Annotated in this window: 12 protein-coding genes and 2 tRNA genes; 7 read left to right on the plus strand and 7 right to left on the minus strand. The window is 39.9% G+C overall.

Going from position 1 to position 16,024, the window contains the following annotated elements:
* Positions 1–493: 493 nt before the first annotated feature.
* The 3 genes from ppk1 (at position 494) to ACWIB3_RS12845 (ending at position 4,262) form a co-directional block, all read left to right on the plus strand.
* Positions 494–2,626: a polyphosphate kinase 1 gene (ppk1, locus tag ACWIB3_RS12835; RefSeq protein ID WP_214648411.1), complete on the plus strand. Its 2,133-nt coding sequence runs from the start codon at positions 494–496 to the stop codon at positions 2,624–2,626.
* Positions 2,627–2,681: 55 nt separating this feature from the next.
* Entirely contained in the window at positions 2,682–3,752 is a 1,071-nt protein-coding gene (locus ACWIB3_RS12840) for a PA0069 family radical SAM protein (RefSeq protein ID WP_185212226.1), read from the plus strand.
* A 117-nt stretch (positions 3,753–3,869) separates the two neighbouring features.
* Positions 3,870–4,262, plus strand: coding sequence for a hypothetical protein (locus ACWIB3_RS12845; RefSeq protein ID WP_254527272.1), 393 nt, complete (start codon positions 3,870–3,872; stop codon positions 4,260–4,262).
* Positions 4,263–4,341: 79 nt separating this feature from the next.
* Here the strand turns inward: ACWIB3_RS12845 and ACWIB3_RS12850 are convergent, their stop codons facing one another.
* The 3 genes from ACWIB3_RS12850 to ACWIB3_RS12860 are packed head-to-tail and all read right to left on the minus strand — an operon-like array spanning position 4,342 to position 8,023.
* Entirely contained in the window at positions 4,342–4,950 is a 609-nt protein-coding gene (locus ACWIB3_RS12850) for a hypothetical protein (RefSeq protein ID WP_454291794.1), read from the minus strand.
* A 9-nt stretch (positions 4,951–4,959) separates the two neighbouring features.
* Entirely contained in the window at positions 4,960–5,586 is a 627-nt protein-coding gene (locus tag ACWIB3_RS12855) for a DUF502 domain-containing protein (RefSeq protein ID WP_254527274.1), read from the minus strand.
* 1 nt (position 5,587) lies between these two features.
* Positions 5,588–8,023: a bifunctional UDP-N-acetylmuramoyl-tripeptide:D-alanyl-D-alanine ligase/alanine racemase gene (locus tag ACWIB3_RS12860; protein ID WP_454291795.1), complete on the minus strand. Its 2,436-nt coding sequence runs from the start codon at positions 8,021–8,023 to the stop codon at positions 5,588–5,590.
* 69 nt (positions 8,024–8,092) lie between these two features.
* Here ACWIB3_RS12860 and ACWIB3_RS12865 point away from each other — a divergent pair, with 69 nt between their 5' ends.
* The 3 genes from ACWIB3_RS12865 to ACWIB3_RS12875 all read left to right on the plus strand — a co-directional run bounded on the left by ACWIB3_RS12865 (position 8,093) and on the right by ACWIB3_RS12875 (position 8,811).
* On the plus strand, positions 8,093–8,584 hold the full coding sequence (locus ACWIB3_RS12865) for a regulatory protein RecX (protein WP_185212230.1): 492 nt from the start codon (positions 8,093–8,095) through the stop codon (positions 8,582–8,584).
* A 64-nt stretch (positions 8,585–8,648) separates the two neighbouring features.
* A tRNA-Gly gene (locus ACWIB3_RS12870) sits at positions 8,649–8,721 on the plus strand.
* A 5-nt stretch (positions 8,722–8,726) separates the two neighbouring features.
* Positions 8,727–8,811, plus strand: a tRNA-Leu gene (locus tag ACWIB3_RS12875).
* Between the two features lie 106 nt (positions 8,812–8,917).
* Here ACWIB3_RS12875 and ACWIB3_RS12880 read toward each other — a convergent pair.
* Positions 8,918–9,304, minus strand: coding sequence for a hypothetical protein (locus tag ACWIB3_RS12880; protein WP_185212231.1), 387 nt, complete (start codon positions 9,302–9,304; stop codon positions 8,918–8,920).
* Between the two features lie 455 nt (positions 9,305–9,759).
* On the opposite strand from ACWIB3_RS12880, the gene katG reads away from it, so the two are divergent.
* Entirely contained in the window at positions 9,760–12,039 is a 2,280-nt protein-coding gene (gene katG / locus ACWIB3_RS12885; protein ID WP_454291796.1) for a catalase/peroxidase HPI, read from the plus strand.
* A 209-nt stretch (positions 12,040–12,248) separates the two neighbouring features.
* Here katG and ACWIB3_RS12890 read toward each other — a convergent pair whose 3' ends face one another.
* The 3 genes from ACWIB3_RS12890 to ACWIB3_RS12900 all read right to left on the minus strand — a co-directional run bounded on the left by ACWIB3_RS12890 (position 12,249) and on the right by ACWIB3_RS12900 (position 15,986).
* Positions 12,249–12,506, minus strand: coding sequence for a hypothetical protein (locus ACWIB3_RS12890; RefSeq protein WP_254527279.1), 258 nt, complete (start codon positions 12,504–12,506; stop codon positions 12,249–12,251).
* Between the two features lie 64 nt (positions 12,507–12,570).
* On the minus strand, positions 12,571–13,833 hold the full coding sequence (gene icd, locus ACWIB3_RS12895; RefSeq protein ID WP_313259379.1) for an NADP-dependent isocitrate dehydrogenase: 1,263 nt from the start codon (positions 13,831–13,833) through the stop codon (positions 12,571–12,573).
* Between the two features lie 17 nt (positions 13,834–13,850).
* Positions 13,851–15,986 (minus strand): cation:proton antiporter, encoded by a 2,136-nt coding sequence (locus ACWIB3_RS12900; protein WP_185212235.1) that lies wholly within the window; start codon positions 15,984–15,986, stop codon positions 13,851–13,853.
* Positions 15,987–16,024: the final 38 nt, after the last annotated feature.

The raw sequence follows: 16,024 nt of genomic DNA on the forward strand, positions 1-16,024 counted from the left end.
AAATAAAATATTTAACAAACAATAATTTAACCTAAAGATGTTTATTGGATGACAAAGGCCATTCTTAAATTCATTAAAGCAGGAAAATAGCTGTTGTTAAATTGCATTTTATTTATTGCGATTATAGTAGTAATGACAGCATCCAGGTTTTCTTGGATGCTCTTTTATTTTGTCAGTTTTATTTCTTCCTATGTTATTCGAAAATTATTGACCAATCCATCACGATGTTACCAAATAGTTTATTTATTAATTATTATTTACAGTTATTTTATCTAATTTTAACCGACAATTAATTGAAGGTAATTATTAATCCGTAAAATACATAAAAAGTTCAAGCTAAAATCTGGCAAATAGTTATAAAAATCAAGTTTAGAGAGGCTAAAGAGGTAGAGACCCTTAGATTAAATTAATATCTTTTGTCTTCCCTGATTATTTAATAATTTGATATTAATTTATTAACTTTTACCAAATAAAGCTCGAACATCTTTGAGCTATGATGATAGATAGAGAAATGGCAAGCAAGTTTATCCCGAGAGATATTAGTTGGTTAAGTTTTAATGGTCGAGTTTTACAAGAAGCTGCGGATCCAACAGTCCCCTTACATTTAAGAATTAAGTTTTTGGGAATCTTTTCCAATAATCTCGATGAATTTTTCAGGGTTCGGGTAGCCGCACTAAAAAGGGCAGCTGAAATAAACACGAAGGAGTCCAATGGCTATTTCTACAAAGCTCCAGCGATCATTCTGGAGAAGATTACGGAAATCGTGATCAAGCAACAGCGGAAGTTTGACAAAATCTGGAACCAAGTGCAGCGAGAAATGGCCAAACAAAAGGTCTATATCAAGTCTGCAGAGGACTTAAGTCCTACACAATTGGAGTTTGTCAAGAATTATTTTGATGAAGAGGTGGAAACCAATATTATTCCTTTGATATTGGATGAGAGTAAACCTATGCCGTACTTAAGGGACAAAAGTCTATACCTAGGGATTGCCATGTATAAAGATGATTGGCAATATGACACCAAATTTGCCATTATCGAACTTCCATCCCGTCAACTTGGTCGATTTGTAATCTTGCCTTCGGCAAAAAACCAAAAGGACATTATCCTGGTAGAGGATATTGTCAAGGTAAACCTACCGTATATATTCTCCTACTTTGGGTTTGATGAGTTTGTGGCAAACACCTTTAAGGTAACCAAAGATGCCGAGTTTGATTTAGATAACGATGTCAACACTTCTTTTGCGGATAAAATCAGTAAAGGAATCAAGACCAGAAGAAAGGGTAAACCGACCAGATTTGTTTTCGATCAGGAAATGGACCCTAAATTATTGGATCTATTGATCAAGAAATTGAACTTTAGCAAGAAGGACTCCATCATTCCAGGTCAGAAGATCCATAACTTTAAACACTTCATGGATTTCCCAGATGTGTTCAAGTCCTATCAGAAACCGGAAGAACGCCGATCATTTGAACATCCCGATTTCACGGGGCTGGACCGAGTAACCGACATTATACAGAAGAAAGATGTCCTACTCTCCTTCCCTTACCATGAGTTCCGTCCGATGATTGATCTATTGCGTGAAGCGGCGATGGACCCCGATGTAAAATCGATCAAGACTACCATCTATAGGATGGCCAGCAATTCCAAGATTGCCAATGCCCTAGTCAATGCGGCAAGAAATGGCAAGGAAGTTACGGTTATGCTGGAACTACGTGCAAGATTTGATGAAGAGCATAATCTGGAGTGGAAGGAGCGCTTTGAGATGGAGGGGGTGAAAGTTTTGGTAGGTGTGCCAAACAAGAAAGTACATGCCAAACTTTGTATCATCAAAAAAAGGGTGCAGAACAAGACCATCCAGTATGGTTTTGTGAGCACGGGCAATATCAATGAAAAGACCGCCAAACTATATGGAGATTATTGCCTGATGACCAGCAACAAGGGGGTAATGGCTGACATCAACAAGATTTTCAATGCTCTGCAAAAACCGAAGGTCCCAATAGAACAACAGATCCATCACAATAAACATCTGATGATCTGCCCTTTTGATATGCGATTGCAATTATCGGCCCTGATCGACAAGGAAATTGCAGAGGCAAAGGCAGGAAGGCCAGCACGAATTATCATAAAGATCAATTCACTGAGTGATAAGGAATCTATCAAAAAGATCTATGAGGCTTCTTCTGCGGGAGTTCAGGTGGATTTAATCGTTAGAGGGATATTCTGTGCAGTGAACCAGCGAAAATTTGCAGTTCCATACAATGCAATAAGCATTGTTGACGAGTTCCTGGAACATGCCCGCGTATTCTATTTTTATGCGGCAGGAAAGGAACTGACCTATATTTCTTCCGCTGACCTGATGACCAGAAACCTCGATCATCGTATTGAGGCTGCAGTTAAGATCAGCAGTAAAAAGCTAAAACATGAGCTTTTGGATATGCTCGAAATCCAATTGCGCGATAATGTCAAGGCTAGGGTCCTGAACAACAAACAGAACAATGAGTATGTCCGCAACGATGACCCAATCTGTAGGTCCCAGATCGAAATCCACAATTATTTAAAGGCAAAAACTGATGACCAAGAGATCAAACAAGTGGAAGCCACGGTATTAGAACCCGTAGAAGAATAAAAGACATTTTTTATTTTGCTAATATTTTTAGTATTTTAGTAAAAATATTGGTGAGATGGAACATGGATTTATTTCAGGGAGAGGTGCGCAAAAGAATATACACAATGTATTTTCTAAGCTTAGTTATACACAAGATCATACAGAAGGGATCGATGATTGGGAACAGGATATTCCGAATACCCAGTTTACCATCATCCACCCGAAGACCATAGTCAACAAGGTAAGCAGTCCTGATGTGGGGATGGAATATTCCGCCAATCCATATCAGGGCTGTGAACATGGTTGCATTTATTGCTATGCAAGAAACTCCCATCAATATTGGGGCTACAGTGCTGGACTAGATTTTGAAAGCAAGATTTTAGTCAAGTCCAACAGCCCAAAACTGTACCGTGATTTTATAACCCGAAAGAATTGGGACGGAACCCCTATTTCACTTTCTGGCAACACAGATTGTTACCAACCCTTAGAGCGCAAGTTTAAGCTCACCAGAGCTATCTTAAAAATTTCGCTGGAACATGGTCAACCTGTAGGGATCATTACCAAAAACAGCCTAGTATTGCGTGATCTGGACATCTTAATGGAGATGGCGCAGAAAAACCTCTGTATGGTCTTTGTTTCCATCAATTCCTTGACCAAGGAGACCCGTTCAAAAATGGAACCTCGGACGGCTACTGCCCAACAACGGCTCAAAGTGATCGAAACCCTTTCGAGCAATGGCATCCCTGTGGGAATCATGTGCGCTCCGGTCATACCTGGCCTTACTGACCATGAAATACCCAAGGTATTAAAAGCTGCTGCTGCTGCAGGTGCACAATGGGCAGGATATACCGTGGTCCGCTTAAATGGTGAAATTTCAAAGATCTTTGAAGAATGGCTGAACAAAGCCTATCCAGATCGTGCCAATAAGATTTGGCACAGCATTCAGGCATGCCATAACGGTAAAGTAAATGATAGTGAATTTGGAAACAGGATGAGAGGTACAGGACAGATTGCTGAAATTATCCGAGATAGTTTCAGACTTCATTGCAAGAAGAATAAATTGAACCAAAGTATGTTTGAATATGACCTCTCACACTTCAAAAAGCAACAAAATCCCCAATTAAACCTATTTGAAACATTAGGTTAAGGAATGTTAAAATAATGTTAAAATAATGTTGTAACAGCTATGTTGCGACCTGCTTGGCATATCCTTTGGACATAGTGTAGCGATAAACTATAGAAAAACGATAAAATAATTTGCACTATGAAAAAATCAATGAAATTACTGAGTCTATTGTTTGTGGTATTGTTCGCAGTTTCTGCATGTTCAAAGGACGATGATCCGGCAGATAACGACATATTTGTGGATGAATACAAAGGAAAAATCAGTTATGTTAACAAAAACGATAGTGAGAAAAACGTACCTTCAACAGATGGTAAAGTAACAGTCACCAAAGTTGGTGGTTCTAATTACTCCTTTATCTTTGATAGTGACATTCCAGATATCTTGAATGTTAAGATGCAAAAAGGGGATAACAATAAACTGTTCTTAGAAGACGGAAAACTTGGACTGATTTCCATTGATGCTGATCAGTTGACAATTGGATACACTACGGATGAAGGAGAAACTTGGACAGCCAATTGTAAAAGAGACTAAAACTTCGATATATACAGATTAATTTAACTTAAAAAGAGCAATCAGATTGATTGCTCTTTTTTTGTATGAGTAAATGTTATCAGTCTATTTTAAGCTTTATCAGTAGGGTAATTTTAAAAAGATTGGAATTGCTATTGATAAAGAGATTGTAATCATCTGCATACTCCAAGAACAACCTACTTTCCAATTGCTTGACCCTAGGATCATCAGCCTGATTGCTTAGGTAATGGTTTACGCGGTTACTGACCTCTAGACTTAGCTGCTGTGCCTTTACCTTTAACTTTAGTTTCATGGGAAAATTCTGCATGCTATTGTATCCATTGATCATTGCATTCTGCACAATCGGAAAAAGCAGCAACGCTGGTATTTTAGCCTCAACATCTTCAATAGCTATATCTACCATATGGTAATGTTCGGAACTGGAAAGTCCGGCATACAAGTCAATAAATTTTGAGAGCAATTTGCTTTCTTCATCTACCGAGTGTTTGGTGTTTTTTGAAATGGCCAATACCTCCTGTTGGTATTCCTGGTACTTGCTTTTCAGGATTCCATTCTCAGTCGATTGATTGTAATACAACTTCGAAAGTTCCCTTTCGGTCTGCGCATTCAAAAAACTAAGTTCAGCATCTGAATACAAGAGTTTGTATTCCAGATCCTTGATGTTTTTTGAATTATTTTTCCAAAACATGGTTTTCTATTAATTCTGTTCTTTCTTGGACTCCTTTTTACCTTCCAAACCGCTTACCCCTCCAGAAACCACTAATTTCATGGCATCAGTAGCGGAAATATTCAACTTGGTCACTTTCTCCGAGGAAACAACCACGACCTGTCCGGCTACGGAGTAGGAATAAGGAAAATAAACGATTACTTCACCAGGGAGGTTGATGATATGTAAATCTTTCTGGGTCAAGAAACCAATTTTTTTAAGGCCAAATTCGTTTACTTCAACCAAAACAGGTTCATTGAATTTTTTGGCATCTCCCACAAAGGCTTCCGTAAAATCCTTGATAGAAGAATATAAGGTATTGAACAATGGAATCTTACTGATCGTCCTGCTCAACCAATTCCGGATGGGTGCAGTAACCAATGTAGTAAAAATAAAACCTATCAATGTCAATAAAAGAATGACCGAGACAATCCCTAATCCTGGTATATAAAGCGGTTTCCCGGTTTCATCAACCAAAAAATGTTCTGTAATATTTAATGCGCCATCCAATGTCGCCACCAACCAAACAATCACGAAAATCGCTCCGGCAACAGGTGCTACGACCAGTGTTCCTTTAATGAGGTAATAAAAGAATTGTTGAAAAAATTTAGTTATCATTTTACTCGTAATAATAGACTCTTTTTACTCGACTTGAAATATTGACCAGCAGTTCATATGGAATAGTACCGATATCGGAGGCTGCTTGCACTATGCTTGGAAAAACCAGGACCTCATCTCCTACCTGAACATTTTGTCCGGTAACATCCAACATGCACATATCCATACAGATATTGCCGACTGTGGGTGCAAGGAAACCATTAATTTGCATTTTTCCAACTGAATTACCAAATCGGCGGGAATAACCATCCGCATAACCGATTTTTACCGTAGCGATTTTACTGTCCCTAGATATAACACCTTTTCGGTCATAACCAACGGTCTCCCCTGCCGGTAAATTCTTGATCTGGGTCACGGTAGTCTTGAGACTACTGACCTGTTCAAGGGTAGGCAAATTCTTATCCATATCCACACCGTAAAGCCCTATCCCCAAGCGGACCATATCCAGGTGTGCCTGTGGCCAACGGACAATCGCTGAAGTATTGGCTACGTGTTTTATAAAGGTATAGCCCAATCCACTTTCTAATTGCTTTGCTGCAGCTAGATAGGTTGAGATCTGTGATTCGGTAAAGGGATCTTGGCCTGGATCGCCTGATGCCACTAAATGGGTAAAGAACGACTGCACCCTGACCTGATTTTGACCATTGAGTTTTTCCAGCACTGCGGGAATCTCTGAAGGAAAGAAGCCAAGTCTGTGCATTCCGGTATCCAATTTCAGGTGAATTTTGAAATCGCTGATGTTCTGTTCCTTCAGGAATTCTAAAAACTCATCCAGAAAATCCATACTGTAGACTTCGGGTTCCAGATTATTCTGGATCAAAGATTGGAAGGTATCGCGATCTGGGCTTAAGACCATGATTGGTAATGCGATGCCAGCAGTCCTTAATTCTACGCCTTCATCTGCAAAGGCAACAGTCAGGTAATCGACCTTGCTGAATTGCAAGAGATTTGCCACTTCAAAACTTCCACTTCCATAAGAGAAAGCCTTTACCATGGCCATAAGCTTGACGTTCTTAGGGATCAATGAGCGATATAACATCAGGTTGTTTGAAATCGCATTCAAATTGATCTCAAGAACCGTCCCATGAGACCTTAAGGCCAACCTTTGTACTACACGTTCGAATTGATATTTTCGCGCACCCTTGATCAGGATACTTTCATTACTGAGATCCAATTCGGCCAAATGGTCCAGAAATTCTTCAGTACTGGAATAGTCCTTTATGAGATCTATTTCAATATCCTTAAACCATGGGTATCTGTTACCAACCCAAATGAACTTTTGGAGTTGGGAAGAATTCAGCAAGGCAATCAGTTTTTGCTGTAATTTTTCACTTTCAGCCAATCCTTCCATTTCAGAAAGGATTAGCGATTTGCTGCTGTGTTGGTTCTGTTGATTTAAAAACTCCAGGGAAATCTTTAAAGATGCGAGGTCATTGGAATAGGAATCATCGATAATCGAACTATTATTGATCCCTTTCTTTAATTGCAGCCGCATTTCCAGTGGCTTAAGGTTTTGGATCCTTTCGACGATGGTCTCTGGATCGTAACCCATAAAATACATGCAAGCTATACAGCTCATTATGTTTTCGATGGATGCGCGGTCGGTAAAAGGAACCTGGCATATGCAGATAACCTCACCTATCCTGATCTTTAGTTTACTGAGTTGGCTATGGGTCTCTTCATGGATCAATTTGATCTGATCCATATCCGTTCTTCCCCAGGTTACCAAGCGGATTTTGGGATCGATATCTTCTCTTTCGATATATTCAGATCCGGCTATCAAGGTTTCCACCTCGGAAAAAAGTTTCATTTTTTCCTTTAATTTCTCTTGCTTGCTTGAGAAATTCTGGGAATGCGCCACTCCAATATTAGTGAAAATTCCAATATTAGGTTGTATCATCTGTTGTAAGCTGGACATTTCACCAGGTTCACTGATTCCAGCTTCAATTAGGGCAAGATCATATTGTGGTCCCAAGTTCCATAAGGATAATGCGACCCCAAGTTGGGAATTATAGCTTTTGGGACTTTGGTAAACTTTCTTTTCTGGAATCAACAGCTGAAATAACCAAGCTTTGACTATAGATTTACCATTACTGCCGGTAATTCCAATTATCGGGTAATAGAATTGCCTTCTATGGTATGCAACCAGTTCTTGCATAAAATGCAATACATGATTGACCTGAATGATATTGACATCGTTTTTATCCTCCAGAAAGGCTACGAAATGGGAGACAACGAAGTTACGGATCCCTTTCTTATAGGCATCTGGAATAAAATCATGACCATCACGAGTGGCTTTTAGGGCAAAGAATAGAGATTCATCAGGATTGTTTACCTTACGGCTATCGTATACTAGTTCGCTGATTTTAGACGTTAAATCATTTGATATCAAAGGTTTTATATTTAATTCCTCGCAAATAAATTTAATAGTATACATGATTCTGCAAATAAAGAACGAAGTTCATCATTTTTTTTAAAAGTTCATCATTTTTTGAAGATTTGCATTATGGATGATCCTATTAAAAAACAGAGAACCTATACTCCCCTGGAAGCCAAACGGAAAGCCGAATCCTATTGTGCTTATCAAGAGCGATCACAACAGGAAGTTCGTGACAAATTATACCAATGGGGTTTACATAGTAAGGATGTTGAAAATATTATCAGCTACCTTATAGAAAATAATTTCCTCAATGAGGAGCGTTTTGCGAAGGCCTATGTCCTGGGGAAGTTTAGGATAAAAGGTTGGGGCCGCATCAAGATCATGCAGGGATTGAAATTGAAACAGGTTTCAGCTCCCTTGATCAAGATTGCGATGAAGGAGATCGACCCGAACGATTATTTTGAGAAATTGAGGTCGATCTTGGAGAAGAAATCGGCCTTAATTAAAGAGTCAGACCCCTATAAACATAGAAATAAACTCTATCAATATGCCTTGGGCCGAGGGTATGAAAATAATTTGATCTTAGAGATACTGAAAGACAATGGATTGGGGGATTAATGAAATATTTTTGAAAAAATAATTTTAGGATTTCAATTTTCTCTCTATATTTGCACCACGTCAAGCGAAAGTAGCTCAGTTGGTAGAGCACAACCTTGCCAAGGTTGGGGTCGCGAGTTCGAATCTCGTCTTTCGCTCAGTTGCCTAGGTGGTGGAACTGGTAGACACGCAGGACTTAAAATCCTGTTCCCGTTAAGGGAGTGCGGGTTCGATTCCCGCCCTAGGTACAGAAAAAAGCCGCTATAAGCGGCTTTTTTAGTATAACAGTATTTAGTACTTAGTATTTAGACCTGAACCTGCTATTCTTATTCCTCCTATTGTTTATGTAAGATGCTAGAATTTTTGCCAAGTCGAGTTGGTATCTATCCCCTTCTTTTGCCTGTTCTTTTCGATATTTTCCCAATCCTTATATTCAAAATGTATAGATTTTTTTAGATAATTGTTCCACCTCCAAAAACATAACGGATTAATTTTGTACAGTCGGTACAGCTTTTGATTTTCTTTTGCTGGAGATGTTTCTTTAATAAATTGATTAAATCCAAACATTGAAAACGCTGGGCTTTTAAATGAAAAATGCTGTGTCGTTGTATACGACCCATCTAAGTTAGCATATCTGAAATGCCCCTCATCCAATCGATGAGCGACATACTTATTGATTACAGGTAAATTGGGAATCAAGAGAATAGTGACAAGAACTATAACAATTGGTTTCTTTTTCATAGCATTTAATTTAGTTATATAGAGCAATATTAATCGGGGCTTATCATACTGTCATTGAAATACCATATAAAATAACGAAAAAGCGCTTATTATATTTTGATTTTGCAATGGAGTATTAACTAATTTTTAAACCTGATAGCTCTACTCTTGCCTGATCTTCTATCCTTACCTTAGACCTTCTATTGTACCTGAGACCTCTATCTTATCTGATCCTCTTGAGCATTTCCTAAGTGCGTTTTCCAAAGTTTAACTATATTAAAATTCATCTCAAACTATTAATTTTTTCATTGATGTTACATAGATAAAATCTATCAAGACGCATGATAATCTTAGGTTTTATTTATCTATCTTTAGTTAAATTTAAAGCAGAGGGCAGAGAATTTATGTCGATGCACCTTGATGTTCAATTAAATACGATTTAACTTAAATATTATATAGAAAATAAATTCAGAGATATGGAAAATGGAAATGACATCAGCAAATGCCCATTTCATAATGGAAGTGCTAAACAGAATCTGACGGTTGCGGGCGGAGGAACCACAATTTCAGATTGGTGGCCAAAAAAATTAAAGGTTAGTTTATTGCGTCAGCATTCAAGTCTATCTGATCCGATGGATCCAGATTTTGATTATGCTGAGGAATTCAAGAAATTGGATCTAGAGGCAGTAAAACAGGATCTTCATGCTTTGATGACCGATTCGCAGGATTGGTGGCCTGCCGACTTTGGTCATTACGGTGGTTTATTCATACGTATGGCATGGCACTCAGCGGGTACCTACAGAGTAGGTGACGGTCGCGGAGGTGCTGGAACAGGACAGCAGCGATTTGCTCCTTTGAACAGCTGGCCAGACAACGTGAGCTTGGATAAAGCAAGGCGATTATTGTGGCCAATCAAACAAAAATACGGCAAGAGACTTTCTTGGGCAGACTTATTGGTATTGACCGGAAATATAGCCTTGGAATCTATGGGATTCAAGACCATTGGTTTCGCAGGTGGTCGTGTGGATGCCTTTGAACCCGATGAGGATGTATACTGGGGATCTGAGGATACTTGGTTAGGTGGCGATGTAAGATATTCACATGGTTCAGAAGGAATCGTAGATAAAGACCATGGTGTGCTATCGGGGGAAGAAAAAGCGGATGGCGATGTGCATTCCAGGGACCTGGAGAATCCATTGGCGGCAGTTCAAATGGGATTGATCTATGTAAACCCAGAAGGTCCAGATGGTAATCCTGACCCGCTATTGGCTGCGAAAGATATCCGTGATACCTTTGGCCGTATGGCGATGAACGATGAAGAAACCATTGCGCTTATCGCAGGTGGTCACTCATTCGGAAAAACCCACGGTGCCGGTCCAGCAGACCATGTTGGCAAGGAACCGGAAGCTGCAGGTTTAGAAGATCAAGGTTTAGGTTGGAAAAGCACCTATAATTCAGGAGTTGGTGCAGATGCTATCACTTCTGGTCTGGAAGTAATCTGGACAGAAACGCCGACACAATGGAGTAATAATTTCTTTGAAAACCTTTTTGGGTATGAGTGGGAATTGACCAAAAGTCCTGCCGGTGCATTTCAATGGGTGGCAAAAGATGCTGATGATGTTATTCCTGATCCATTTGATCCTAATAAAAAACGTAAGCCAACGATGTTGACGACGGATCTTTCCTTGAGGGTTGATCCTGCTTACGAAAAAATATCACGTAGGTTTTTAGAAAATCCAGATGAATTTGCTGATGCATTTGCAAAAGCATGGTTTAAGTTGACCCATAGGGATATGGGGCCACGCTCCCGCTATCTAGGCCCGGATGTACCTGCTGAAGAATTCCTATGGCAGGATCCAATTCCTGAACTTAATCATGAAACGGTTAACGAAGCGGATGTAGAAGACCTTAAAAACAAGGTATTATCTTCAGGTTTAAGTGTTTCTGAATTAGTTTCCACAGCTTGGGCTTCAGCCTCCACTTTCCGTGGTTCTGACAAACGCGGTGGTGCCAATGGTGCACGTGTTCGTTTAGCGCCTCAAAAGGACTGGGCAGTAAACAATCCAGCGCAATTGAATAAGGTATTGGGCGTATTGGAAAATATAAAAGACCAATTCAACCAAGCACAAACCACAGGCAAGAAGCTGTCCATTGCGGATTTGATTGTTATTGCAGGTAATGGAGGGATTGAAAAAGCAGCTAGAGATGCTGGAAACGATGTTAAAGTTCCATTTACTCCAGGTCGTATGGATGCTTCGCAAGAGGAGACCGACGTGGAATCTGTAGGGTTCTTAGAGCCTATCGCTGATGGTTTCAGAAATTACAAGAAAAGAAAATACACTTCAAGTACTGAAGAATTATTGATCGACAAAGCTCAATTATTGAATCTTACAGCTCCTGAATTAACCGTTCTTTTAGCAGGTATGCGTGTATTGGATACTAATTTCGACGGTTCTAAAGATGGTGTTTTCACTGATCGTCCAGGTCAATTGACCAACGACTTCTTGGTGAACTTGCTTGACATGAATACTTCCTGGAAAGCAGCATCTGAGGACAAAGAGCTATACATTGGTTCGGACCGCAAGACTGGCCAACCGAAATGGACAGGAACTAGAGCCGATCTAGTCTTTGGATCCAACTCTGAGCTCCGCGTCGTAGCTGAGGTTTATGCAAGTGCTGATGCACAAGAGAAATTCGTTAGGGATTTTGTGAAAGCATGGACCAAAGTGATGAATGCAGATAGGTTTGAGATATAGTACAGAGATTTGAGATGTGAGATATGAGATAGAAACCGGAAATTTAAGACGACACAGGGATTGAAACATGTCTTTGTTTTAATGTCATATGTCTTATGTCTATTTTATAGATATAGTTGACACGGTTAATATCTCAATACTCAAATCTCATATCTCAATACTGCTTCTATAAAATAGAAAAGAGTGGAATCCTTCCACTCTTTTCTATTTTATAGAAGCATCAGTTTCCATGCCTCTTCTACCCTTCCTTGATTAAGGAATTCTTTGGCTTTGAGGAGTTGGTGTGTTATGCGGGTGCTTTCATCGCCGATAAAGGCGTTTAATAGTTCCTGGATTTCGGGTTCGTATTTGAAGCTGTCGATTTCTCCGTCCGTGGGGATTGCTTCAATACTGGCCAATTGTTCAAGTTCCTGCACATTGAAGACGCCTGAAGAGCTGATAAAATTTGGGATATCTGATTTTTGCATAAATAATGGTTCAAAAAAAGCTGAACCTTGTAAAGTTCAGCTTTTATGCATGAAATGCAAAGTATTAAATCTTTTCGATGATCTTATCTGCGAATTCCGATGTTTTGAGAAGTGTTGCTCCTTCCATCAAGTTATAGAAATCTACGGTAACCGTTTTATCCTTGATGGTTTTTGCCAATGCATCAACAATGGCATCTGCAGCTTCTATCCAGCCCATGTATTCCAGCATCATAACCCCACTAAGGATTACAGATGAAGGATTCATGGTATTGGTATTTGCGAACCTTGGTGCAGTACCATGTGTCGCTTCAAAGATGGCATGGCCGGTCTTGAAATTAATATTCGCTCCGGGGGCAATTCCAATTCCTCCTACCATGGCAGCCAAAGCATCTGAAATATAATCTCCGTTCAGGTTCAGGGTGGCAATCACATCATAATCTTGTGGTGCCAACAGGATCTGCTGAAGGAAGTTATCGGCAATAATATCTTTGATGATCAGTTTACCGGCTTGTTCAGCTGCTTTCTGCTCCGCATTTGCAGCATCCTGACCATCCTTAGCCTTGGTCTGTTCCCATTGGTTCCAAGTATAGACTTTGTCGGAAAACTCTTTTTCTGCCAATTCATAACCCCAGTTTTTAAAGGCCCCTTCAGTATATTTCATGATATTGCCTTTATGGACCAGCGTTACGGATTTACGTCCTTCTGCCAATGCAAACTCAATTGCCGCGCGGATAAGTCGCTTTGATCCTTCTTCAGAGACAAACTTCAATCCTACCCCAGTACTGTTGCTGAAGCTGTAATCGACGTTTAAGTCATTCTTTAGAAAATCTTGGATCCTTTTGGATTCAGCGGTACCCGCAGCAAATTCAATTCCTGCATAGATATCCTCTGTATTCTCCCTGAAAACTACCATGTCCACTTTTTCGGGATGTTTAACCGGCGAAGGAACGCCTTCATACCATTTTGTGGGGCGTTGGCAGACATATAGATCTAACTCTTTTCTCAATGCTACATTCAAGGAACGAATACCTCCTCCAATTGGAGTGGTTAATGGTCCTTTGATCCCTACCAAGTATTCCTTGAAAACATCCAAGGTTTCTTCTGGCAACCAGCTTCCGGTTTCATTGAAAGCTTTTTCTCCAGCAAGGACCTCTTTCCAATTTATTTTACGCTTTCCAGCATATAGCTTTTGAACTGCTGCATCAAAAACCCTTACTGAAGCTTTCCAAATATCAGGACCGATTCCATCGCCGATAATAAAAGGTATGGTAACCTGATCGGGAACTAATAATTTACCTGTTGAATCTATACTGATCTTATCTGACATAATAATCTGATTTATTGTTATTTATCTTTACTAAACATATTTCCAATTTCACGGCTGATCCTTCTAAAGATCGGCGCAGTTTGGATATCTTCGTATTCATCAATATGTTGGTCCTCAAGACGAGAAGGAAAGATCAATAGTAAGTTCTGATTTTTATAGTACTTCCCTACTCTCTTTGCAAGTCCGTCCAATGAATCTCGATAGGAAACATCACCATATCTAGCAGAAACAAAGACTAACATCGAGTCTGCATTGCTAAATGTTGCCAATCCATAGATATTGTCCCAATCTTCATAGTGTTCAAAAGTTGCAGGAACACTAGATTTCAGGGAATCCAACATCTGGATGATGGCCTGATGACTTCTATGATTACATACGAAGGTAATAGGCAGGGTCAATTCGGATGCCAACTTGGTCATTTTCTCCATCCAATAAGCGAATCCTACTTCAGATTCAGCTAATGGCGGAACGAAAACGGTGATGGACTTATTGGTAATGAACGGTTTCTCGATCCTGCACATCATTAAGGTAGAATCTGTTCGGTTCAGGATACTTTCGGTTTTTTCACCGACGATCTTTTCAACAAAGCTCGTTGCACTTGGCCAACCTAAGATCAGACAGTCTGCAAAAGCTTCTTTGGATGCCCTACTGATCCCATTTGCAATATTGAAATCGACCTTGGTCTGCAATTCGACCTCCGTTTCTGAACCTGAGGCGTATCTCGCCATTTTATCCAGGTTCTGCCTTGCTTGATGCAGGTTTCTTTCGGCCAATTCATCGTTCGGCACGACACTTAGGATATTCAATGGATGCGGAGATTTCTTTGATTTGACCAAGGTGGCAAAATCTAGGATGGCTTCCATATTATTCAGGTTCGCAATAGGGATGACGATCTGCTCGTCATGCTCTTCCACATGCTCGATATGTTCTTCATGTTGTCTTCCTTCCAATACAATTTTCTTGGAAGCATTTTCAGTGACTATAGATGCTATGATACAGCTGACAAGAATCAGCATAATCGTACCGTTCAGGACATTCTCATCAATAATATCGTTATTATATCCGACCATAATAATAGCTAGGGTCGCTGCCGCATGGGCATTACTTAAGCCAAAGATCAGGTTCCTCTCGTTGGTAGAATATTTGAAAGCCCATTGGGTCGCCGTAGCTGCCAAGAACTTACCTACGATACCTACCAAAGTCAATGCACCGGCTACATAAAACACGGTCAATCCCGTGCTATTGGTAATCACACCAATATCGACGATCATCCCTACGGAAATCAAGAAGAATGGGATAAATATTGCGTTACCAATAAACTCGATCCGGTTCATCAAAGCGGATGAATGGGGAATCAGTTTATTTAATGCCAATCCGGCAACGAATGCTCCGATGATAGGTTCAAGGTTTGCCATCTCGGCAAGGAAAGCAGCAAAGAACACCACGGTAAGCACGAAAATATAATGTCCAGTTTTTTCACTTTCCACCTTTTCAAAGAACCATTTCGCGATTTTCGGAATGACGCCGAACATGATAAATAGGAAAATCGCAAAGGAAATACCTAGGGTTACCCAGAATTCATTGTTGATATCACCCTGTGAAGCACCTTTGATGACAGCCAAAATGATCAACACCGCGGTATCCGTTAAGATGGTTCCCCCAATGGTAATAGCAACGGCCTCGTTTTTAGAAATACCGTAACGGTTAACAATAGGATAAGAAACCAAAGTATGGGTGGCAAACATGCTCGCAATCAAAATACTGGTGAGCAGGCTATAGTCCAAGACATAATAACAGACCGGAAATCCAATGGAAATTGGGATAATAAAGGTGAAAAGACCGAACATGGCAGACTTGTGCTTGGTCTTTTTGAATTCGTTCATGTCTAGCTCTAAACCTGCAATAAACATGATGTAAAGTAATCCTATGGTAGAAAAAAGGTCTACAGCGGAATTCTTTTCCAACCAGTTCAGTCCATGCGGGCCAATGATCATCCCTGAGATAATCAGTCCTATAATACCTGGGACTTTGATGGGTCTCAGTAATATGGGTGACAATAAAATAATGAAGAGTACTAGAGAAAATATAAGCACCGGATTAGTTAGTGGTGCTTCGAACGCGTGGATTAAGTGGTCAAAAATTTTGTCGCTCATATAATTATTTCTGTAAGTCAATACAATTGAAAACTGAG

Source organism: Sphingobacterium sp. NPDC055431, from assembly GCF_053644255.1.